Annotated in this window: 23 protein-coding genes and 1 tRNA gene; 22 read left to right on the plus strand and 2 right to left on the minus strand. The window is 38.0% G+C overall.

Translation table 11 applies throughout. The features are described 5' to 3' along the window. Window positions 1–46: 46 nt before the first annotated feature. From ppaX to KGI01_RS02365, 19 genes are all read left to right on the plus strand, one after another. Window positions 47–712 carry a pyrophosphatase PpaX gene (ppaX, locus tag KGI01_RS02275; protein WP_141272920.1) on the plus strand — a complete coding sequence of 222 codons (666 nt, stop codon included), beginning with the start codon at window positions 47–49 and terminating at the stop codon, window positions 710–712. Then, on the plus strand, window positions 690–1,205 hold the full coding sequence (locus KGI01_RS02280) for an acyltransferase (RefSeq protein ID WP_141272922.1): 516 nt from the start codon (window positions 690–692) through the stop codon (window positions 1,203–1,205). The genes ppaX and KGI01_RS02280 overlap by 23 nt, the downstream gene beginning before the upstream one ends. Window positions 1,206–1,387: 182 nt before the next feature. Beyond that, entirely contained in the window at window positions 1,388–2,557 is a 1,170-nt protein-coding gene (locus tag KGI01_RS02285) for an ATP phosphoribosyltransferase regulatory subunit (RefSeq protein ID WP_141272924.1), read from the plus strand. Continuing rightward, window positions 2,550–3,176 (plus strand): ATP phosphoribosyltransferase, encoded by a 627-nt coding sequence (gene hisG, locus KGI01_RS02290; protein WP_141272927.1) that lies wholly within the window; start codon window positions 2,550–2,552, stop codon window positions 3,174–3,176. Before KGI01_RS02285 ends, hisG begins: the two co-directional genes overlap by 8 nt. Before the next feature lie 10 nt (window positions 3,177–3,186). Further along, window positions 3,187–4,461: a histidinol dehydrogenase gene (gene hisD / locus KGI01_RS02295; RefSeq protein WP_141272929.1), complete on the plus strand. Its 1,275-nt coding sequence runs from the start codon at window positions 3,187–3,189 to the stop codon at window positions 4,459–4,461. Window positions 4,462–4,467: 6 nt separating this feature from the next. Continuing rightward, window positions 4,468–5,061: an imidazoleglycerol-phosphate dehydratase HisB gene (hisB, locus tag KGI01_RS02300; RefSeq protein WP_141272931.1), complete on the plus strand. Its 594-nt coding sequence runs from the start codon at window positions 4,468–4,470 to the stop codon at window positions 5,059–5,061. Further along, window positions 5,058–5,684, plus strand: a complete 627-nt coding sequence (gene hisH, locus KGI01_RS02305; protein ID WP_141272933.1) for an imidazole glycerol phosphate synthase subunit HisH — start codon at window positions 5,058–5,060, stop codon at window positions 5,682–5,684. Before hisB ends, hisH begins: the two co-directional genes overlap by 4 nt. Further along, window positions 5,681–6,418 carry a 1-(5-phosphoribosyl)-5-[(5-phosphoribosylamino)methylideneamino]imidazole-4-carboxamide isomerase gene (gene hisA / locus KGI01_RS02310; RefSeq protein WP_141272935.1) on the plus strand — a complete coding sequence of 246 codons (738 nt, stop codon included), beginning with the start codon at window positions 5,681–5,683 and terminating at the stop codon, window positions 6,416–6,418. The genes hisH and hisA overlap by 4 nt, the downstream gene beginning before the upstream one ends. Beyond that, entirely contained in the window at window positions 6,418–7,176 is a 759-nt protein-coding gene (hisF, locus tag KGI01_RS02315) for an imidazole glycerol phosphate synthase subunit HisF (RefSeq protein ID WP_141272937.1), read from the plus strand. The genes hisA and hisF overlap by 1 nt, the downstream gene beginning before the upstream one ends. Continuing rightward, the gene (gene hisIE, locus KGI01_RS02320) at window positions 7,173–7,787 is read left to right on the plus strand and encodes a bifunctional phosphoribosyl-AMP cyclohydrolase/phosphoribosyl-ATP diphosphatase HisIE (RefSeq protein ID WP_141272939.1); all 615 of its coding nucleotides are present in this window, start codon (window positions 7,173–7,175) and stop codon (window positions 7,785–7,787) included. Before hisF ends, hisIE begins: the two co-directional genes overlap by 4 nt. Window positions 7,788–7,968: 181 nt before the next feature. Further along, window positions 7,969–9,489, plus strand: a complete 1,521-nt coding sequence (locus KGI01_RS02325; RefSeq protein ID WP_255314708.1) for a tetratricopeptide repeat protein — start codon at window positions 7,969–7,971, stop codon at window positions 9,487–9,489. Window positions 9,490–9,568: 79 nt separating this feature from the next. Beyond that, the gene (gene trxB / locus KGI01_RS02330; RefSeq protein WP_068451204.1) at window positions 9,569–10,510 is read left to right on the plus strand and encodes a thioredoxin-disulfide reductase; all 942 of its coding nucleotides are present in this window, start codon (window positions 9,569–9,571) and stop codon (window positions 10,508–10,510) included. 297 nt (window positions 10,511–10,807) lie between these two features. After that, on the plus strand, window positions 10,808–11,278 hold the full coding sequence (locus KGI01_RS02335) for an NUDIX hydrolase (RefSeq protein WP_141272941.1): 471 nt from the start codon (window positions 10,808–10,810) through the stop codon (window positions 11,276–11,278). A 3-nt stretch (window positions 11,279–11,281) separates the two neighbouring features. Further along, window positions 11,282–12,163: an RNase adapter RapZ gene (gene rapZ / locus KGI01_RS02340; RefSeq protein ID WP_141272943.1), complete on the plus strand. Its 882-nt coding sequence runs from the start codon at window positions 11,282–11,284 to the stop codon at window positions 12,161–12,163. A 4-nt stretch (window positions 12,164–12,167) separates the two neighbouring features. Further along, window positions 12,168–13,127: a gluconeogenesis morphogenetic factor MgfK gene (locus KGI01_RS02345; RefSeq protein ID WP_141272945.1), complete on the plus strand. Its 960-nt coding sequence runs from the start codon at window positions 12,168–12,170 to the stop codon at window positions 13,125–13,127. A gap of 20 nt (window positions 13,128–13,147) precedes the next feature. Continuing rightward, window positions 13,148–14,095, plus strand: a complete 948-nt coding sequence (gene whiA / locus KGI01_RS02350; RefSeq protein WP_141272947.1) for a DNA-binding protein WhiA — start codon at window positions 13,148–13,150, stop codon at window positions 14,093–14,095. A 64-nt stretch (window positions 14,096–14,159) separates the two neighbouring features. Further along, complete coding sequence (locus tag KGI01_RS02355) at window positions 14,160–14,417, plus strand: HPr family phosphocarrier protein (RefSeq protein WP_068451217.1); 258 nt, start codon at window positions 14,160–14,162, stop codon at window positions 14,415–14,417. A 181-nt stretch (window positions 14,418–14,598) separates the two neighbouring features. Continuing rightward, window positions 14,599–15,090, plus strand: coding sequence for an LPXTG cell wall anchor domain-containing protein (locus KGI01_RS02360; protein WP_141272949.1), 492 nt, complete (start codon window positions 14,599–14,601; stop codon window positions 15,088–15,090). Window positions 15,091–15,297: 207 nt separating this feature from the next. After that, complete coding sequence (locus KGI01_RS02365; protein WP_082701355.1) at window positions 15,298–15,621, plus strand: hypothetical protein; 324 nt, start codon at window positions 15,298–15,300, stop codon at window positions 15,619–15,621. A 55-nt stretch (window positions 15,622–15,676) separates the two neighbouring features. Here KGI01_RS02365 and clpP read toward each other — a convergent pair whose 3' ends face one another. Further along, a complete protein-coding gene (gene clpP, locus KGI01_RS02370) occupies window positions 15,677–16,267 on the minus strand; it encodes an ATP-dependent Clp endopeptidase proteolytic subunit ClpP (RefSeq protein ID WP_141272951.1) in 591 nt (196 codons plus the stop codon). A 157-nt stretch (window positions 16,268–16,424) separates the two neighbouring features. On the opposite strand from clpP, the gene KGI01_RS02375 reads away from it, so the two are divergent. Together KGI01_RS02375 and KGI01_RS02380 are read left to right on the plus strand one after the other, a co-directional pair. Further along, window positions 16,425–16,496 (plus strand) — tRNA-Arg (locus KGI01_RS02375). 228 nt (window positions 16,497–16,724) lie between these two features. Next, window positions 16,725–18,104: a polysaccharide pyruvyl transferase family protein gene (locus tag KGI01_RS02380; RefSeq protein ID WP_141272953.1), complete on the plus strand. Its 1,380-nt coding sequence runs from the start codon at window positions 16,725–16,727 to the stop codon at window positions 18,102–18,104. A gap of 31 nt (window positions 18,105–18,135) precedes the next feature. Here KGI01_RS02380 and KGI01_RS02385 read toward each other — a convergent pair whose 3' ends face one another. After that, window positions 18,136–19,038 carry a TetR/AcrR family transcriptional regulator gene (locus tag KGI01_RS02385; protein WP_141272955.1) on the minus strand — a complete coding sequence of 301 codons (903 nt, stop codon included), beginning with the start codon at window positions 19,036–19,038 and terminating at the stop codon, window positions 18,136–18,138. 170 nt (window positions 19,039–19,208) lie between these two features. Here KGI01_RS02385 and KGI01_RS02390 point away from each other — a divergent pair, with 170 nt between their 5' ends. After that, entirely contained in the window at window positions 19,209–20,864 is a 1,656-nt protein-coding gene (locus tag KGI01_RS02390) for a DHA2 family efflux MFS transporter permease subunit (RefSeq protein ID WP_141272957.1), read from the plus strand. Window positions 20,865–20,999: the final 135 nt, after the last annotated feature.

Genomic DNA, 20,999 nt, shown 5'->3' on the forward strand with positions numbered 1-20,999 from the left:
CTACATCACGTAGCCCGGGTTGTTTTATATAAAAGGAGTGCTAGCTATGTATTATAAAGGATTATTATTTGATTTTGACGGTACGTTATTAGATACAAACGAATTAATTATGGAAACTTTTTATCATGTCTTATCACCAAAATTTCCTGGGAAATATAAAAAAGAAGATATGGCTCAATTTATCGGACCTTCTTTAAAAGAAACGTTTACAGCAATTGATCCACAAAATGCTGAAAATTTAATCGAAGAATATATTACGTGGAATCGTGTGCACCATGACGAATTGGTCTCAGAATTTGACGGTGTAGTCGAAGTACTAACACAATTGAAGCGAGCTGGTTTGAAATTAGCCATTGTCTCAACAAAAAGACGTGAGGCTATTTTAACTGGTTTACATGTATTAGGTGTAGAAGAACTATTCGATGTAATTATTAGTAACGATGAGGTTGAACATACTAAACCACATCCAGAACCTGTCTTACTCGCTCTACAAGAACTTGGTTTACAAAAGCATGAAGTCATTATGATTGGTGATAACTACCATGATATTGAAGGCGGACAAAATGCAGGTGTTCATACAGCAGGTGTCGCTTGGTCGTTGAAGGGAGCCGCATTTTTAGAAGCACTACACCCAACTTATATGCTTTACCATATGCGTGATTTATATCAAATTACAGGAGTGGAAGCCTATGCGCAAAACGACACGCTATAAAGTAAAGGGAGCCTCTTCTTTGTGGCAAATTTACAAGACAGTTTCTTTTTGGAAAGTGGCAAAATGTTTTATAGTAATTGAAATCGCACGCATCACACCATTTCTCGCGATGAAAAATTGGCTCTATCGCCATCTACTACATATGAAAGTCGGTGAGCGAACAGCTTTCGCTTTAAAAGTTGTTCCTGATACGATGTTTCCTGAACGAATATCAGTTGGTGACGATACGATTATTGGCTATAACACGACAATTTTAGCGCATGAATATTTAATTGATGAGTATCGCTTAGGCGATGTGAAAATTGGGAGTCGTGTCATGGTTGGTGCAAACTCGACGATTCTACCAGGTGTTACAATTGGCGATGATGCAGTAGTATCGGCAATGACACTTGTGAACCGAGATGTACCAGCAGGCGCGATGGTTGGTGGAAATCCTATGCAAATTATTTATACAAAGGAACAACGAGAAAAGAAATTATCTGAAAAATCTTAATACGAAATAAAAGAAAAAAAGGCATGTTTGAGGAAATAGAGTAGTTGAAAGACGAATTATTTTACGTGAGCATGTCTTTTTATATATATGAAATTTGACGGTTATCTAGAATTGCGTTAGAATACTATACATCATCACATTAGTACTCTAGTGAACTAAAGTAAAAGATAGGAAGTGGAAGTATGTCTATGATTCGCCCATTCGAAAAGCCATTAGGTATGCGTGACACATTACCAGGGATTTTTGAAAAGAAAGAATGGATACGCCAAGTCGGACGTGAATTTTTCTCTTTAAGAGGATTTGACTTTATTAAGACACCCACATTGGAATATTACGAAACAGTTGGTCGTTTTTCAGCAATTTTAGAGTCGAACTTGTTTAAATTAGTTGATTCACAAGGAAACACACTCGTGTTACGTCCAGATATGACAACGCCCATCGCACGTATTGCCTCAACAAAACTATTAAAAGAAAAAGTACCACAGCGATTAGCTTATTTTTCAAATGTTTTCCGCGCGCAAGAATTGGAAGGTGGAAAGCCGGCAGAATTCGAACAAATGGGGATTGAAGTAATTGGTGATGATTCAATTTACGCAGATACAGAAGTCATTCTAACGACGATTGATTTAATGAAGCGCTTAGGTATTGAATCATTCAAGATTACGATTGGTCATGCGGGAATTTTAGAAGCGATCATTCGAAAAAATGTTCAAACAGAAGAACAGTTTACTGAATTACATCAACTACTCGTGAATCGTAACTATGTTGGTTTTGAAGAAGCAGTGGATTGTTTTGTATTAACGACTGAACAGGCTAGCACATTAAAATCATTTATCGAGGAAGCAACATCCCTTACCAATATGCGACAAATTTCAAAATATCTTTATGAAAAAGAAGCGCTCATTTATATGGAACAACTCGCTTCGATTTTGGAAATTGCTGGCGTACAAGAATACGTGGCATTTGATTTTACAATCGCAAGTCATATGAATTATTACACAGGCATGATGTTTGAAGTATTTGCGGCGAATACAGGTTATCCAATTGGGAATGGCGGACGCTATAATGGATTGCTTGAAAATTTCGGTGCAGATATGAGTGCAGTAGGTTTCGCACTGCGAATTGATTATTTATTAGAAGCAATGCCGAAAATAGAAGATGAAAAAGAGAGTGTTCTTATTCTATTTGTATCGACACAATTGGCACAGGCACTTGAACAAACACAGCAATTGCGCGAACAGGGTTATCGTACGACGATGCAATCTTTAGAAGGAATCGAAAATTTCGCACAATATGAAAAGCAGTTTACGAAAGTAGTACGTGTTGGACAAGGGGGTACAAGTTATGAATGAGCCATTAACAATTGCGATGCCAAAAGGACGTATTTTTGAAGAAGCATATGAGCTATTAATTCAAGCGAATTTCGACTTACCTGAAACAATTGATTTATCACGTAAACTCATGTTGGAAGTACCTTCTGAAAATATTCGCTTCATTTTAGCAAAACCGATGGATGTACCTACATATGTTGAGCATGGTGTAGCAGACATTGGAATCGCGGGGAAAGATACATTACTTGAGCAACAACGCCATGTGCATGAATTACTTGATTTGAAGATTAGTACATGTCATATTGCATCAGCTGGTTTACCGAATACCGTACTAGATGAGATTGCTCCACGTATTGCGACAAAATATCCGAATATTGCGTCAGCCTACTATCGTGAGCGCGGCGAACAAGTAGAAATTATCGGACTGAATGGCTCGATTGAGTTAGCACCGATGATTGGTTTAGCAGATCGCATTGTCGATATTGTCTCAACAGGTCAAACATTGAAAGAGAATGGACTTGTAGAATATGAATATATTACGAATGTGTCGTCACGATTAGTTGCCAATCCAGCAAGTTACCGTATGAAGAATGAACGTATTATAGATTTAGTAAAACGTCTAAAAGCGTGTGTAAAATAGGGGTGAGTAGATGGATATTCAAATATTAACAGCAGGTATTTCTTTAAAGCGTCAACTTGAAACAGGGAATGAGATGCAGCTGCAAACAGTTCGTGCAGTTATTGAAGATGTAAAGCAGCAAGGTGATGAAGCAGTAAAAGCGTATACAGAAAAATGGGATGATTTTCGTTTAGAAAATCTTCGTGTGACACAGGAAGAAATCGCTGCAGCTATTCAGGCGATAGATGAAGTCATCTTACAAGACTTACGCGAAGCAGCAGCCAATATTCGTCGTTATCACGAACAACAAAGTCGTCAAGGATTCAAACTACCATTACAAGATGGTTCATATTTAGCGCAGCGCATTTTACCGCTAACATCAGTTGGATTATATGTACCAGGTGGTTCAGCAGCCTATCCTTCTTCTGTATTGATGAATGTGATTCCAGCACAAGTTGCGGGTGTAGAACGCGTAGTCATTGCAACGCCATGTGATGCAACAGGGAAATTACCCGATGCAGTACTTGCAGCAGCTTCGATTTTAGGCATTACAGAAATTTATAAAATGGGCGGTGCGCAGGCAATTGCAGCACTCGCATATGGTACAGAAACGATTCAACCCGTCGACAAAATTATAGGTCCAGGAAATATTTTTGTAGCACTTGCAAAAAGGGAAGTGTTTGGTGATGTCGCAATTGACATGATCGCGGGGCCCAGCGAAATCGCTATTTTAGCAGATGAAACTGCCTATGCTGATGAAGTAGCAGCCGATTTACTATCTCAAGCAGAACACGACGCCCTTGCATGTTCCATCTTAATTACAACGAGTGAACAACTCGCTCAAGCTGTTGCAACACAAGTGGAAAAACAATTGCAGACATTACCAAGAGAATCAATCGCTCGTCAATCAGTTGAACGCTTTGGTCGTATTTATATAGCAAGTTCGATGGCGGAAGCAGTAGAAGCTATTAATCAGTTAGCACCCGAACATTTAGAAATTGTAACGAAAAATGCAGAAGCAGTAAGTGAACAAATTCGCCATGCAGGTGCCATCTTTTTAGGACGTTACAGTTCAGAGCCTGTAGGTGACTATTTTGCAGGAACAAATCACGTCCTACCGACAAATAGTACAGCACGATTTGCTTCGGGGTTAAATGTCGATGATTTTATTAAGAAAACAAGTGTTGTCTATTATACCGAAAAAACATGGGAACAAAACGCACCGAAAATTGCACGTCTCGCACGTTTAGAAGGATTGGAAGGACATGCGAGAGCAGTTGAATCAAGAGGTTGGGAGAAGGAGTGAATAGTGATGGGAACACGTACAGCGAGTATTACACGTAAAACGAATGAAACACAAATTGCGATTGATTTTGATTTAGATGGTACGGGACAAGTAACGGTCAATACAGGTGTACCATTTATGGACCATATGCTCGATTTATTTATGAAGCATGGTTTATATGACGGGAAAATTGAAGCGAATGGCGATGTTGAAATTGATGACCACCACACAACAGAAGATTTAGGTATTGTTTTAGGTCAAGCGGTTCGACAAGCACTTGGCGATAAAAAAGGTATTAAACGATATGGACATGCTTTTGTACCAATGGATGATGCGCTAGCACAAGTCTATGTGGATTGTTCAGACCGCCCACATTTAGAATTCCGTGCCACTTTACCAGCTCAAAAAGTCGGCACATTCGATACAGAACTCGTACATGAATTTTTATGGAAGTTTGCACTAGAAGCTCGTATGAATGTACATGTTATTGTGCCATATGGTCATAATACACATCACATTATTGAAGCGATTTTCAAAGCACTTGCGCGTGCCATTGATGATGCTGTTCAAATTGATCCACGTGTACAAGGCGTACCGTCAACAAAGGGGTTACTTGGATGAAAGTAGGAATCGTTGATTATGGTATGGGAAACTTGTTTAGTGTGGAGCAAGCAGTTAAAAGATTAGGCTATGAAGTAATTGTGTCTTCAGAGATAGAGCAGCTAAAACAAGCAGATGCGTTCATTTTACCTGGTGTTGGTGCATTTGCAGATGCGATTGGTTGTTTAGAAAAGACAGGATTGAATCACTTTGTTTATGAAATAGCGGAACAACAAAAACCGCTACTCGGGATTTGTTTAGGTATGCAATTACTATTTGAAGATAGTGAAGAAAATGGTTTCTTTAAAGGTTTAGGTATTTTTAAAGGGACAATTCGTCGCTTTGATGATGAAAAAGTACGTGTTCCGCATATGGGATGGAATAACCTTACATTCACACCTAATTGGCAAGAACCAAAGGAATTAGTAGATTATTATGTTTACTTTGTTCACTCGTATTACGGTGTAGATTTAGCACCCGAACAATTAGTTGCCTACGCAGAATATGAAGGAATTCGTGTTCCGGGAATTGTACAAAAAGGCAATGTAACAGGTATGCAATTTCACCCTGAAAAATCAGGCACTTGCGGTATGACACTATTAAAAAATTGGTTACAACAAGTAGAAGGGGAGACGCAATCATGACAGCAATTCAAATTTTCCCAGCGATTGATATGCGCGGTGGTAAATGTGTCCGTTTATTTAAAGGAGATTATGCGCAAGAAACTGTTTACGGTGATTCACCATTTGATATGGCAAAAAGTTTTGCAGATGCAGGTGCGACGTTCATACATATGGTTGACTTAGATGGTGCAAAAGACGGTGAACGTGTACATGCAAAAGATGTTGTCCGTGTTGCAAAGGAATTACCTCTGCGCGTACAAATTGGTGGCGGTATCCGAACAGAAGAAGATGTTTCATTTTATTTAGATCAAGGTGTAGAACGTGTCATTATTGGAAGTCTCGCAATTCGTGAACCTGAACTTGTTGCTTCCTTTATTGAAAAATACGGTGCAGAGCGTATTGTCATTGGATTGGACGCAAAAGATGGTATGGTCGCAACGCATGGCTGGCTTGAAACATCGAATCAAACAGCGATTGAAGTTGGAAAGTATTTTGCAAGTAAAGGCGCAAAGCACTTTGTTTTTACAGATATCGCAACGGACGGAACGCTTCAAGGACCAAATATTGAAGCAAATGAAGCATTAGCGCGTGCAACAAGTGCAAATATTATTGTATCGGGTGGAATGAGTAGTTTAGCTGACATTCAAGCAGTGAAAGAAGCTGCGAAATCAACAACGATTGCGGGTGTGATTATTGGTAAAGCTTTATACACAGGACAATTCACATTAGAAGAAGCGCTGAAGGAGGCAGAATAATGCTAACTAAACGAATTATTCCATGCCTCGATGTAAAAGATGGTCGTGTCGTAAAGGGGGTTCAATTTGTATCGCTACGTGATGCAGGAGATCCTGTAGAACTCGCTACTTTTTATAATGAACAGGGTGCGGATGAATTAGTGTTTTTAGATATATCTGCAACACACGAAGGAAGAGAGACGATGGAAGATGTCGTGCGACAAACAGCCGCTACATTATCCATTCCATTCACAGTAGGCGGTGGTATTCGAACGCTAGAAGATATGAAGCGCATGCTACGAGCGGGAGCTGATAAAGTATCGCTTAATTCAGCTGCACTACAAAATCCAGAAATCATTGAAGAAGGTGCGCGCTATTTTGGCTCGCAATGTATCGTTGTAGCAATTGATGCGAAGTGGAGTGAACAAGACAACACGTGGATGGTATTCACGCATGGCGGACGTAACCGACTTGATGTTGAAGCAGTTGCATGGGCTAAACAAGCTGTTGCACTTGGGGCTGGTGAATTACTTGTTACATCGATGGACTCAGACGGTGAGAAAAAAGGATTCGATCTAGAATTGATGAAAGCCATACGAAAAGAAGTCAATGTACCGATTATCGCAAGTGGCGGTGCGGGGAATGCCGAACATTTTTATACAGTGCTTGAAAATGCGGATGCCGATGCAGCACTTGCTGCTTCCATCTTCCACTATAAAGAGACAAGTGTAGAAGAAGTGAAAAGTTATTTAAAAAATAAAGGAGTGTCGATTCGATGAAAATTCAATTTGGAGCAGATGATTTAGTACCGGTCATCATTCAACATGCACGTACAAAAGAAGTATTAACTTTAGCCTATATGAACGAAGAATCGTATAAAAAAACACTCGAAACAAAAGAGACTTGGCTGTACTCGCGTTCACGTCAAGAGCTTTGGCATAAAGGAGCTACAAGTGGACATACACAAAAAGTCGTTGCGATGCGTACAGACTGCGATCAAGATGCACTCGTTGTGGAAGTATTACCGAATGGACCTGCTTGTCATACAGGTGCAACATCTTGCTTCCATGAAGATGTGATTGAAAAATCACTTGCGATTGGTTCACTCGATATTTTAGAAACATTGAAGAATGTTATTCAAACGCGCGAACAAGAAATGCCAGCGAATGCGTACACAACGTATTTATTCGAACAAGGTGTCGATAAAATCGGTAAAAAAGTGGGCGAAGAAGCAACGGAGGTTGTCATCGCTGCGAAGAATCGTGATGCAGAAGAATTGAAGTGGGAAGCAGCCGACTTATTGTATCACCTACTCGTCTTATTACAAGAGCAAAAATTAGATTTATATGATGTATTAGGTGTCTTACAAAATCGTCATGAAAAACATTAATTCACAGTGTACTTTATTTTAACTATGTTATAATATACGGTATTATGCAAAAGCTTGGGATTGGCTTAAGGTTGGTCTTATGTGTATGGCGCATGAAAAACGAAAAATCGCGTATTGACGCGGTTTTTCCTTTTTGTTGCGAACCTTTCGTCCCAAGCTTTTCTTTTCGGAGGAATATTTCTTGGAAGAATTTAACGACAAACAAAAGCCAAAACCGAATATCGTATATTTCTTGCCATCGGGAGATTTCTACTATCAAAAAGCACAGGATGTTATGGGACGTGGCGATTTAGGGAAGGCAGCGATCTATTTACAAAGAGCGATTGAGCTGAGCCCAACAGATGCGATGATTTATTTGCAGTATGCTGTTGTTGAGTTAGAGCAAGGAAATGTTGAGAAGGCACGCGAATTACTATTAGAAGCAGATCGATTAGAGCCGAGAAATCCTGAGACGGTTATCTTTTTAGCAGAGACCTCAGCAGGATTAGGTTTTTTAGAAGATGCACTTTATTATGCTAATTTATATTTAGATTTTGATGAAGGCGGCGAATTTACAGCAGAGGCAAACGATATTTTAGATTTTGCACATGCCACACTTGAGAAGATTCCATCAGAAGAACCGAATGTGAATCGCGTCTATATACATGAACAAGAGCGAGCGCGTCAACTGATGGAAGAAGGACATCACGAACAAGCGATTGAGATTTTTGAACAGATTATCGCAGAAAACCCATTCTTCTGGTCTGCCTATAATAATTTAGCACTCGCTTATTTTTATCAGGGAGAGGAAGAACAGGCACGTGCCTTGTTGCGTGAAGTATTACATGGGAATTATGGGAATTTACATGCGCTATGTAACTTAACGGTTATGGCATATTATGCAAAAGAAGATGAAGAACTCGTCTATTTAGAGAGTTTACTTATTAAATTACATCCGTATAAATTTGAACATCGCTTCAAGTTAGGCGCGACACTTGCACTGATTGGACAGTATGAGTTAGCTTATAAGTGGTTGAAAAGTTTATATAAGAATGGTTTCTCAGGTGATGGCAGTTTCTACTTTTGGTTATCACATTCTGCTTATTTTGCAGGAGATGAAGCGCTATCTCGTAAAGTGTGGACACAGTTATTAGAAGTTGACCCATCAAAAGAAGGTTTCGAACCATGGGTACATGCAATTGTACAAGAAGATGATTTACTTCGTGATGTGGAGTATATTCAAAGTTTATTACAACATGATGAACGCTCGGAACGTTTATTTGGCTTATTTTTATTAGAAAAATCACCTCATAAACATGAAATTTTAGCGAACCCGACGATTATAAAGGTAGAGGAATATACAGCGATTGAAAAAGTATTTCTCGCTTTTGTATTAGGGCACGATTTAGAAGATGAAGCAGTCTTAAAACCTTTATTTCACATGGTCGAAGTAGCTGAAATTTTGTATCAACGAGTAGAGCCGATGCAAATTGAAGATACCTTCCCATTCCAAATGTGGTTCATCATCTGTGAAAATGCGCTAGATCAAGGTTATGCATTTAAAAATACGGTTGCATTAGCTGCAGCAGTTGAATATATGTATCGATCATCGCGTGCGAAAGTAACGAAGAAATTGATTGCGGAAGAATATCATATTTCACCGCAAACGTTGACGAAATATGTGAACGAACTCATTCCTTTTTTACCGATGTTTCGTCCATGAGCAAATAACTTGAGTAGGTATAGAAAATGCTATACCATACTAGGGTATATAGAAGTTTTTTTAGTAGGAGGAGTTAAATATGTCAGAAGAAAAAATTTATGATGTTGTCATTATTGGTGCAGGTCCAGCAGGTATGACTGCAGCGGTTTATGCTTCACGCGCAAACTTAGCTACATTAATGCTTGAGCGTGGTATTCCAGGTGGTCAAATGGCGAATACAGAAGAAGTAGAAAACTACCCAGGTTTCGATACGATTTTAGGACCAGAGCTTTCTACTAAAATGTTTGAACACGCAAAAAAATTCGGTGCAGAATATGCATACGGTGACGTTTCAGAAGTCATCGATGGTAAAGAATATAAAACAATTAAAGCAGGTTCTAAAGAATATAAAACACGCGCAATCATTATTACAACAGGTGCAGAATATAAAAAAATGGGTGTACCTGGTGAGAATGAATTAGGTGGTCGTGGTGTAAGTTACTGTGCTGTATGTGACGGTGCATTCTTTAAAAACAAAAATTTAATCGTTGTTGGTGGCGGAGACTCAGCAGTTGAGGAAGGTATGTACTTAACTCGTTTTGCTGAAAAAGTAACAATTGTTCACCGTCGTGATAAATTACGCGCACAAAAAATCTTACAAGATCGCGCATTCGCGAACGAAAAAATTGATTTCATTTGGAATAATACTGTAAAAGAAATCAATGAAAAAGATGGTAAAGTAGGTAGTGTCACATTAGTAAATACAGTTGATGGTTCGGAATCAACTGTCGATGCAGACGGTGTATTCATTTATATCGGTATGAACCCTCTAACAAAACCATTTGAATCATTAGGTATTACTAATGAAGCGGGTTACATTCCAACGAACGAACAAATGGAAACGAAAATTCCTGGAATCTACGCAGCAGGTGACGTACGTGATAAAACTTTACGCCAAATCGTAACTGCTACAGGTGATGGTAGTATCGCAGCTCAAGCTGTGCAACATTATGTTGAAGAATTAAAAGAAACATTAGCATAAATAACCATAAGATACAGATGATACTTGTTCTTAATCTTTCTGTAACCCGAATGAAACATTCAAACTGTATAGTATAAAGTGTAATAACCCTTTTTGAAATACTATTGGTGAAGATGATTCTATTCAAGTAGATGAAATCAGAATGAGAGGAAGCGCTGGCGAGCGTTTCCTCTTTTTCGTGGTAAATAAAAAGGGTGTGAATTTTTAAATTTTGTAAGAAACACCCGGAACAGTGTATAATAGAAAATAGGATTTTTTTAATACTAAGAATATGAAAATAGAGATGAGGTGGCGCGTATGCAACGAATTGCAAATTTAATTGTGCGTAAAGGTGATGAAGTACTTCTTTTGAAAAAACCTAGACGTGGATGGTATGTGGCGCCCGGTGGGAAAATTGAAAGTGGTGAATCCATTTACGAAGCAGCGGCTAGAGAGTTTTTTGAAGAGACAGGGACGCGTGCTGTCAAACCACATTTAAAAGGAATTTATACAATGGTCATTCAAGAAGACGGTGAATTCGTTGACGAATGGATGCTTTATACTTTTGTAGCAAATGATTTAATTGGAGAACCCTATACCGAAACACGAGAAGGTATTTTAGAGTGGCATCCAATTGAAGATTTAAAAACATTACCAATGGCTGAAGGAGACCGTACAAATTTATTGTTCGCTGTAGAACAAAGTGGTATGCAGTATGGTACATTCACATACACGAAAGATTTCAAACTATTAGCCGAAAAAATACAGCAATCAACAGAGGAGAAATAAACCATGCCACAAACAGATGAATCAAAAGAATTAATCATCATTACAGGAATGTCGGGTGCAGGTAAATCAGTAGCTGTGCGCTCTTTTGAAGATTTAGGCTATTATTGTATCGATAATTTACCACCTGCACTTCTTCCTACTTTTATTCGTCTCATGCAAGATTCGAATAAAGAAATTACACACACAGTTGTCGTAATGGATTTACGTGGTGGTGACTTCTTCTCTACTTTAATGGATGCACTAGATGAAATAGAACGTGAAGATGAAATTAAACCGTACATTCTATTTTTAGATGCAGATAACGAAACTCTTGTGCGACGCTATAAAGAGACGAGACGTGCGCACCCCCTTGCTTCTAAATCATTACCGCTTGATGGGATTAAAAAAGAGCGTGAATTACTGGCAGATATTAAAGGGCGTGCAAAGCAGATTTATAATACGTCGATTATGAAGCCAAAAGAATTGCGCAATTTGTTACTAGAGCAGTTTTCAAACGAAACAAAAAATACATTCTCGATTAACGTGATGTCTTTTGGTTTTAAACATGGCATGCCAATCGATGCCGATTTAGTTTTTGATGTGCGTTTTTTACCAAACCCTTACTATATTGAAGATTTACGTCCGAAAACAGGTCTAGATGATGAAGTTTCTTCTTACGTATTAAAACAGCAGGATGCAAAAGCATTAATTGAGAAGCTGACAGACCTTTTTGAATTTATGGTTCCGCGCTATAAAGACGAAGGTAAAGCACAATTAGTTATCGCATTCGGTTGTACAGGTGGACAACACCGTTCTGTTACATTAGCCGAATACTTTGGACATGAATTAGCGAAGATTTCTTCAACTGTTGTGTTCCATCGTGATCTTGCGAAAAAAGAGGGCTAATGCGATGAAAAAACAGAAAAAACGTATTGTCGTGATTGGTGGTGGAACAGGTCTTTCAACATTATTGAGAGGACTAAAAAAATTCAATACGGATTTAACAGCGATTGTGACGGTAGCGGATGACGGTGGTAGTTCGGGACGCTTACGCGATGACTATCATGTGCCACCGCCAGGCGATATTCGAAATGTCATTGCCGCACTTTCAGAAGTAGAGCCTCTCGTTGAGGAGATGTTTCAATATCGTTTTAAAGGACAAGGAAAAGAACATCTAAATGGTCATTCACTCGGGAATTTAATGCTAACAGCACTCACGGAAATTACCGGTGATTTTTCTCATGCTATTCGACAGATGAGTCGTGTACTAAATGTTAATGGTCGTGTGCTTCCAGCAGCGAATCAGCGTCTAACACTATTCGCTGAATTTGAGGACGGAAAAATCATCGAGGGGGAATCAAAAATCCCTTCATATGGTAAACCGATTAAGCGAGTATTTTCAAAGCCACATCATGTCCATGCACTACCAGAAGCAGTAGAAGCGATTGAGCAAGCAGATGTCATTGTTATTGGTCCAGGGAGTTTATATACGAGCATTATTCCTAATCTATTAATAGAAGATATACGAAAAGCAGTACTTCGTTCATCTGCCAGAAAGGTGTATATTTGTAACCTCATGACACAACGCGGTGAAACATCAGGCTATACAGCAAGTGATCATGTGCGTGCGATTCATACACATGTAGGAGAACCTTTTATCGAAACTATCTTAATTAATGATGATGCAGATGTACCAGAAGAAGTGCAAAAAGCATACGAAGAAGAAAATGCCGAACCTGTACGCTTCGATGTCCGATTATTAGAAGGAATGGGACTTCGTGTTGAAAAAGGTGCAATAGCTACTTTAAGTGAAAAAGGAAGCGTTCGTCACGAAGCAACGAATGTAGCGGAGTGGTTAATGTCCTATTAATTTAGAAAGGAGGGACGACGATGTCTTTCGCTTCAGAAATGAAAAAAGAATTAACGCAAATTGAGTCGAATGAAATTAATTTAAAAGCGGAACTTTCCGCAATGATTCGTATGAATGGTTCACTATCACTGACCAATCGTCAATTCAGTTTAGATGTACAAACTGAAAACGCAGCGATTGCAAGACGGATGTATACGATTATGAAGCAGTTATACGACTACAAAATTGAACTACTCGTTCGTAAAAAGATGCGTTTAAAAAAGAATAATGTGTACATTTGTCGTGTACGAGAAGGTACGAGAGAGTTACTTGAGAGTTTAGAAATTCTATCAGGTAACTTTTTAATGAATCATCATATCTCACCAGATTTGATTAAGACGGATTTATCCAAGCGTGCGTATTTACGTGGTGCGTTCCTAGCAGGTGGCTCAGTGAATAATCCAGAAACGTCAGCGTATCATTTAGAAATCTATTCATTATACGAAGAACATGGTACGGATTTAATGAACTTGATGAATTACTTTGATCTGAACGCAAAAACGATTGAACGTAAAAAAGGTTTCGTGACGTACTTAAAAGAGGCGGAAAAAATTTCTGATTTCTTAAACTTAGTAGGAGCACATCAAGCGATGATGAAGTTTGAAGATGTGCGCATAGTACGTGACATGCGAAATAGTGTGAATCGTTTAGTGAACTGTGAAACAGCGAACTTGAATAAAACGATTGGTGCAGCGATTCGTCAGGTCGAAAATATTAAGTACATCGACAAGCAAATTGGCATTGAGCAGCTACCAGAGAAGTTGCAAGAGATTGCTAGATTGCGTGTAGCGTATCAAGATGTGACATTAAAAGAGCTTGGTGAGATGATGTCAACATCTGTTTCTAAATCAGGGATTAATCATCGCCTAAGAAAAATTGACGAAATTGCAGATTCTTTACGAGCTGGTGAGAAGCTGAACATAAAATGATGTATAATAGAAGAAATAAGATAAATTTGACGGCAATTGCCATAACATAAGGAGGAAGTAAGCAATGGTAGAGCAGCAGGTAGAGGTTAAACTCAAATCTGGTCTTCAAGCAAGACAAGCCGCTCTTTTTGTACAAGAAGCAAACCGCTACCATGCGGATGTATTTTTACAAAAAGGTACGCGTAAAGTAAATGCGAAGAGTATCATGGGGATTATGAGTTTAGCTGTTGCACATGGAACAGAGATTACGCTGTTTGCAGATGGAAAAGACGAGCAAGAGGCAATCGCCGGTTTACGTGCAATGATTGAATCAGAAGACTAGTAAAAATACGAGGTAGCAGCGATGCTATCTCGTATTTTTTTATTTTAAAGATGTATGTTATGCATTATTCGGTATCTATTCTTTCGCGGATCCTATAAAATTAATTGAAACCGTAACAACTGATGCAAAAGGAAATGCGAAAATTGATCCGAAATATGCAACAAAAGAGTATCAAGTCAAAGTGACAGTTGGAAAAGAAACAAAAACTGTAACAATGACAAGTTGTAATGTAACGATTGATTTTAAAGCGCCAGTTACAGATGGTGAAACAGAAGAACCAACAGAACCAGGAAAACCAAATAAACCAACAACGCCAGAAAAACCATCGAAACCAGGAGTAGTCACAGGTGGCGATACGGAGGAGAATACAAATTCTTCTAAACCGTCAAAACCAGGTGTTAAACCAGGCGACCATTATGATGTATATGATAAAGATGGTAACTTAGTGGCGAGTGATGTAACAGTTGATAAAGACGGTAACATTAGCGCAGACTTACCACCAGGTGAATACGATTTCGTATCAAAAGGTGAGCATGTAACAGCTGAAGTTGGCAAAGATGGTAAACTACCACAAACAGGTTCAAGCGACTTCTTATTATACACATTAGCGGGTATTGCATTACTTGGAGCAAGTCTTGTTGTATTTGCGCGTGGACGTAAAAAGAGTGCGTAGAGCTTAAATAGACAGGAATCGTCATGATGGCGATTCCTGTTTTTATATGGTGAAAAATAGTGTGCATTATTTAACTTATTTTTCGTAAGTGTGTGCTATTTCATGTTGAATTGTTTCAAAATAAGCGACAATCCGCTTTTTGTTTACCTTGATAAATAAAATGTCAGTGCTAAAATAAGTGTATATGAAGCAATTTAGGAGGCATTCATGATGGAAATTACAATCGTTGCACATGTACAAACAGAAGGTCAACCAGAACAAATAGTAGACTTAGGAATTTCAGAGTTAATCGACTTTGAACTTGCACGCGATTTCCAAGTAAAAAATATTCTGGGTCAATTAGGTTATACAGATGTACAACCATTACCAACAGAAGATGTAGATGTATTTAAAGCGAACGCACAATTAAATGGACAGGCAGTTCAACCAAAAATTTTATTCGGTAAAGCGTTAAAAGCAGGTAATGTCGGCTCAAAATCAGGTGTATCTTTTTATGAATTGAATGAATTACGTAATGTTGTACACGCTTAATTTATAAACAAAAAAGAGGTGAGGGGTTTTAAACCCTTCACCTCTTTTTTATACATTATTTTGTTTCGTTATTTGTCATGATTTTATCGATTAAACCGTAGTTTAATGCTTCTTCAGCAGACATGAAGTTATCACGATCTGTATCTTTTTCAATCACTTCGACAGGTTGACCTGTACGCTCTGAAAGAATTTTGTTTAGTTTTTCACGTGTTTTTAAGATGTGGCGAGCAGCGATTTCGATTTCAGTCGCTTGACCTTGTGCGCCACCTAATGGTTGGTGAATCATGATTTCAGCGTTTGGTAATGCAAAACGCTTACCTTTTGCACCAGCTGTTAGTAGGAATGAACCCATTGAAGCAGCCATACCGATACAGATTGTTTGTACATCTGGTTTGATGAATTGCATTGTATCGTAGATTGCCATACCAGCTGTTACTGAACCACCTGGTGAGTTGATGTATAAGAAGATATCCTTCTCTGGATCTTCTGCTTCTAAGAATAATAATTGCGATACGATTGCGTTTGCAACGTTATCATCAATTGCGCTACCAAGCATGATAATACGGTCTTTTAAAAGACGAGAATAAATATCGTATGCACGCTCTCCGCGATTTGTTGTTTCGATTACTGTAGGAATTAAGTTCATTTAATTCTCCTCCGTTCAATCTAGTTACTGATTAGAATCAGCTGTACTCTTATTGTACATTGCATAGTCAAAAAAGGTCAAATATATTGTGTTAAATATTGAAAAGTCTAAATCAAGTTGTCAATTGCACTTTATATTTGTATAATAATAGTCATACGCCTCAGTAGTTTAATGGATAAAACATAAGATTCCGGTTCTTAGGCTGGGGGTTCGATTCCCTCCTGGGGCATATACAAGTTGTATGAAGTCATGTAATGGGCTTTATACAACTTTTTCTTTTTTATGAATTCCCTTAAAAGTTATATATAAACAAAAAATAAGTAACGATTCTATAAATTTTATAACAGCTAAATTACAATTTACGAAAAAAGAGTTAAAAGAAGCAAATATTCCTTGAAAAAGGTAATATAAGTAAGAGAATATCAAAATAGATACATAGAAGGGAGTTTAATGGTTGATGAAAAAATATTTAATTCGTAGCGGTATGTTACCGACAGATGTGTTTGATGCTGCTAAAATCATTGCCAACAATTCAATTGGGGGAAATGTAGGAAACTTAATCTATGCATATAGCATTTATCGCACATTGATGACAGAAGATGTTGAATTTGTGCCTGACTACTATCGTGTAAATCCATCAGATGCGCCTTATATTAACGAGAATTATGATGCATATTTCATTCCATTAGCAGATGCTTTCCGACCAGATTTTGAAAATACATTAAAATCTTACACGAAACTAATTAATCGTTTGACAATACCTGTTTACGTCATTGGTGTTGGTGTACGCATTGACTTCGAGCCAGACTTCACAAAAAAGAATCCATATGATCCAGCAGTTGTCGATTTTGTTAAAGCAGTATTAAAACGTTCATCTATGATTGGCGTACGTGGAGAATTCACATCACGTTACTTAACACATTTAGGATTTAAAGAGGGGGTTGACCATGTCATTATTGGTTGTCCATCAATGTATGCAAATGGACGTCATTTACGTATACGCGATACAGAAATTAATGAAAATTCTATTGTTACCATCAACTCATCTAAACTTTCTCCAAATCATGTTTTAGAATTTATCGATCGAAGCAAAAATGAATTCAAACATCATTATTTTATTCCGCAGTGGTATAAAGAGTTGAAAATGATTTATTTAGGCGGTCCCAATCTCGAAAAGCCAAAGCCATATTATCAAGGGAAGACAACAGATGAACTATATGTCCAAGACCGTGTGCGTTATTTCTTGAATGCTAAATCATGGATTGATTTTATAGGTGAAGCGGACTTTAGTTTTGGCGCTCGACTGCATGGGAACATTACAGCGACAATTGCTGGGACACCAAGCTTAATTATTCCAAAAGATGGGCGCATGCGTGAGTTAACAGATTACCATGCTTTAAATGATGTGGCTGGGAACGAATTAACAGAGCAAACACAGATTATGGACTTAATTGAAAAGAGTGACTTCCACCGTTGTGAGCATGTACATGAAGAAAATTTTAATCGTTTTATTCATTTCTTAAATCATAATGGAATTCCACATATTTATGAACAAGACCTTGATTTAGTGGAAGCGCCACTCGACAAACAGCTACAAGAAATTCAATTACTTCCACCAGTAAAAAGCTTTATTCATTGCTCGGCAGCTGAGATGGGAGAGCGCTTTGAGGCGGTCATGAGTAATGTATTAGAACAAAAAAATGAACGCATTATAAAGTTGAAAAGTCAGGTGAAAAGCCATCAAGTACGCACAAAACATTTAGAAGGTACATTGAATCGTAAGGCGGTTCGGATTGCCCTAAAAACAGCGAATTTATTTTCAAAAAAGAATTCATAAAAAAGAGGTTTGGGAATTGCTCCCAAGCCTCTTATTTTTTAAGGATACTGCCTTTATTTGCGCGTGTGACTTTCCAAATCTCATTGGCGATTTCAATTGTTTCAAGTGCGTGCTTTGAATCGCGGAAGCTATTGTAAAATTGATACGCAATCGTTCCAATAATATAGTAACGCGGTTTTTCCATCGAGAATTCTTCTATTAGACAGTCCGTGTACTCAATGCAAGATTCGGGTATATCGGATTCTAAACAACTTCTAAATCCTTTTAACTGATCTAAAATCTCATCGCGTGTAGGTACTTCATACTTCGTATTCTCGAAAATATAATTTTGTAAGTCAGGTCCCAAATAATAGTCGTTATTTTCGATTAGTGAAGGCACGATTAAGTCTAGTTGACGTAATGCATACTTTGATGTCACAACAGGATCAATTGCCTCACCAGCTGTCATGCTTCCAATATGAAGCATCTGATGAATCATCCCAAACAAAAGAATCGTGGCATCATAGCGATACGGTACAATGCGTTCACCATATACATCTACTAACCTTCTAGATAACCATTCCATCTCTTTTAAATGGTATTCTTTGACGATTTTTTTGAGTTCTTGATCGCCTGAATGCAGAATTGATTCAAAGATTGGTAGTAAGTCGCGTTCACGATTCACTTGCATGATGGTCGAAATTTGGGCTGCGAGTACACTTTTATCGGATAGGTTCTTTCCGATTAATAATTCAGCCTTTCGAAGTGTTGCATCTGAACGTCCAATTTCTAAAATCGCCACTAAGCAATCTTTTTTGGACGAAAAGTAATTATAAAATGTGCCTTTTGAGATATGTGCTTCATCTAAGATGTCTTGAATCGATGTACTGTGGAAGCCTTTTTGAGCAAATAGTTTTAGTGAAGCCAAGATAACTTGGCGTTTTCGATTATTCATATGTCCACCTTTAATCTTTATATTATACTGTCATTCTAACTGTAAAATACTTTAATAGCAATGTTTTTTGCGAAAACTTAATTTTCTTATTGCCAAAATTGGACTATGAGTATATTATAGTGAAAGTAAACTTTTATACACGAAATATAAAGCAGAAGAGGGATTAATAAATGGATATGGAACAGTTACAGAAAAAGCCACCATATGCAATGATTGTATTAATGTTCATCGGTGCTTTTGTAGCATTACTTAACAATACATTATTGAATGTAGCATTACCTTCTATTATGAAGGACTTCGATGTAGATGCTTCAACGGTGCAGTGGCTAACAACGGGTTATATGTTGGTATCAGGAGTTTTAGTACCAGCAAGCGCCTTCTTTATTACACGTATTAAAAACAGAACGTTATTTATTACAGCATTATCAATTTTTACAATCGGTACAGCTTTAGCAGCATACGCACCAACATTTAGTGTCCTATTAACAGCACGTATGGTTCAAGCAGCAGGTGCTGCCGTATTAGGTCCACTATTAATGAATATCATGCTTGTATCATTCCCAATTGCCAAACGTGGTGCAGTTATGGGGATTTTTGGTCTTGTTATGATTACAGCGCCAGCAATCGGCCCAACATTATCAGGTTGGATTGTTGAAACTTGGACATGGCATGTATTATTCGAAATGATTTTACCGTTATCAATCACGATTTTAATTATCGCGATCTTTAAGTTCCGTAATATTATGGATACACGCAAAGTCAAATTAAGTTATACATCACTGGTATTATCAACAATTGGTTTTGGTGGCCTATTATACGGTTTCAGTTCAGCTTCAGGCGAAGATGGCTGGGGAGCAATAGATGTATGGGGTACAATTACAATTGGTGCAATCGCATTAATTATCTTTGTCATTATGCAATTAAAAATGAAAGATCCAATGTTAAACTTCGGTGTTTATAAATACCCAATGTTCGCATTAGCTTCAATCATTTCAATCGTCGTATCAATGGCGATGTTCTCCGGTATGATTTTAACACCAATTTATTTACAAAATATTCGTGGCTTTACACCACTTGATTCAGGTCTATTAATGTTACCTGGTGCGGTTATCATGGGTTTGATGTCACCAATTACAGGTAAGCTATTCGATAAGTTTGGTCCGAAAATTTTAGCGATTACCGGTTTAACAATCGTGACAATCTCAACACACTTCTTATCACAATTAACAACAGAAACAACGTACACATATTTAATGCTTGCTTATACAGTGCGTATGTTTGGTATGTCGATGGTAATGATGCCAATTATGACAAACGGTTTAAACCAATTGCCAATGCAATTAAATCCGCACGGTACAGCGATGAACAATACACTACAACAAATTTCAGGCGCGATTGGTTCAGCAGTTATGATTACAATCATGACAACTCGTACAAAGAGTGAAGCTTCAAGTGTCGAAGATGAAGTAAAAGGTCAAGTAGCTGAAAAAGTGAAAGAACGTATTTCAGAACAAGTTACACAAAAAGCAACAGAAGCAGCACAAGCAGGTACGCCAATGTCTAAATCAGAATTAGCAGCTTACGGTAAGCAACTAGCTGAAGATCCAAGTACCTTAAAATATGCAAAAGAATTAGGGCAATCATTATCAAAACCACTTGTGGATAAAGCAATGGTTGAAGGGATTAACTTCTCATTCTTAATCGCAATGTTTATTACAATTGCGGCATTAATTCTAGCGTTCTTCTTAAAACGCGTCCAAGTATCAGGTCAAAAGGTATCGAAAAAAGCGATGAAAGAAGCAGAAAAAGAAATAACAGAACCATAAAATGTAAAGGAATCGTCTATTCGGACGATTCCTTTTTTGATTGAATCAGCTGTTGAAAGGGAATCTGTCTCTCTGAAAGGGACTATTCCTCGCGCGAAAGGGAATCTGGCTCGCCGAAAGGGACAAATAGTTGCA

It is taken from the genome of Kurthia gibsonii (genome assembly GCF_006539985.1).
GTDB lineage: Bacteria > Bacillota > Bacilli > Bacillales_A > Planococcaceae > Kurthia > Kurthia gibsonii.

Excerpts from the sequence above, each read along its gene's own strand:
- ppaX (WP_141272920.1), top strand. The coding sequence starts at position 47 with ATGTATTATAAAGGATTATTATTTGATTTTGACGGTACGTTATTAGAT.
- hisH (WP_141272933.1), top strand. The coding sequence starts at position 5,058 with ATGAAAGTAGGAATCGTTGATTATGGTATGGGAAACTTGTTTAGTGTG.
- hisD (WP_141272929.1), top strand. The coding sequence starts at position 3,187 with ATGGATATTCAAATATTAACAGCAGGTATTTCTTTAAAGCGTCAACTT.
- KGI01_RS02385 (WP_141272955.1), bottom strand. The coding sequence starts at position 19,038 with ATGAATAATCGAAAACGCCAAGTTATCTTGGCTTCACTAAAACTATTT.
- KGI01_RS02355 (WP_068451217.1), top strand. The coding sequence starts at position 14,160 with ATGGTAGAGCAGCAGGTAGAGGTTAAACTCAAATCTGGTCTTCAAGCA.
- hisIE (WP_141272939.1), top strand. The coding sequence starts at position 7,173 with ATGAAAATTCAATTTGGAGCAGATGATTTAGTACCGGTCATCATTCAA.
- hisB (WP_141272931.1), top strand. The coding sequence starts at position 4,468 with ATGGGAACACGTACAGCGAGTATTACACGTAAAACGAATGAAACACAA.
- KGI01_RS02365 (WP_082701355.1), top strand. The coding sequence starts at position 15,298 with ATGATGGAAATTACAATCGTTGCACATGTACAAACAGAAGGTCAACCA.
- KGI01_RS02335 (WP_141272941.1), top strand. The coding sequence starts at position 10,808 with ATGCAACGAATTGCAAATTTAATTGTGCGTAAAGGTGATGAAGTACTT.
- KGI01_RS02345 (WP_141272945.1), top strand. The coding sequence starts at position 12,168 with ATGAAAAAACAGAAAAAACGTATTGTCGTGATTGGTGGTGGAACAGGT.
- rapZ (WP_141272943.1), top strand. The coding sequence starts at position 11,282 with ATGCCACAAACAGATGAATCAAAAGAATTAATCATCATTACAGGAATG.
- KGI01_RS02285 (WP_141272924.1), top strand. The coding sequence starts at position 1,388 with ATGTCTATGATTCGCCCATTCGAAAAGCCATTAGGTATGCGTGACACA.
- hisA (WP_141272935.1), top strand. The coding sequence starts at position 5,681 with ATGACAGCAATTCAAATTTTCCCAGCGATTGATATGCGCGGTGGTAAA.
- KGI01_RS02280 (WP_141272922.1), top strand. The coding sequence starts at position 690 with ATGCGCAAAACGACACGCTATAAAGTAAAGGGAGCCTCTTCTTTGTGG.
- hisG (WP_141272927.1), top strand. The coding sequence starts at position 2,550 with ATGAATGAGCCATTAACAATTGCGATGCCAAAAGGACGTATTTTTGAA.
- hisF (WP_141272937.1), top strand. The coding sequence starts at position 6,418 with ATGCTAACTAAACGAATTATTCCATGCCTCGATGTAAAAGATGGTCGT.
- clpP (WP_141272951.1), bottom strand. The coding sequence starts at position 16,267 with ATGAACTTAATTCCTACAGTAATCGAAACAACAAATCGCGGAGAGCGT.
- whiA (WP_141272947.1), top strand. The coding sequence starts at position 13,148 with ATGTCTTTCGCTTCAGAAATGAAAAAAGAATTAACGCAAATTGAGTCG.
- KGI01_RS02380 (WP_141272953.1), top strand. The coding sequence starts at position 16,725 with ATGAAAAAATATTTAATTCGTAGCGGTATGTTACCGACAGATGTGTTT.
- KGI01_RS02390 (WP_141272957.1), top strand. The coding sequence starts at position 19,209 with ATGGATATGGAACAGTTACAGAAAAAGCCACCATATGCAATGATTGTA.
- trxB (WP_068451204.1), top strand. The coding sequence starts at position 9,569 with ATGTCAGAAGAAAAAATTTATGATGTTGTCATTATTGGTGCAGGTCCA.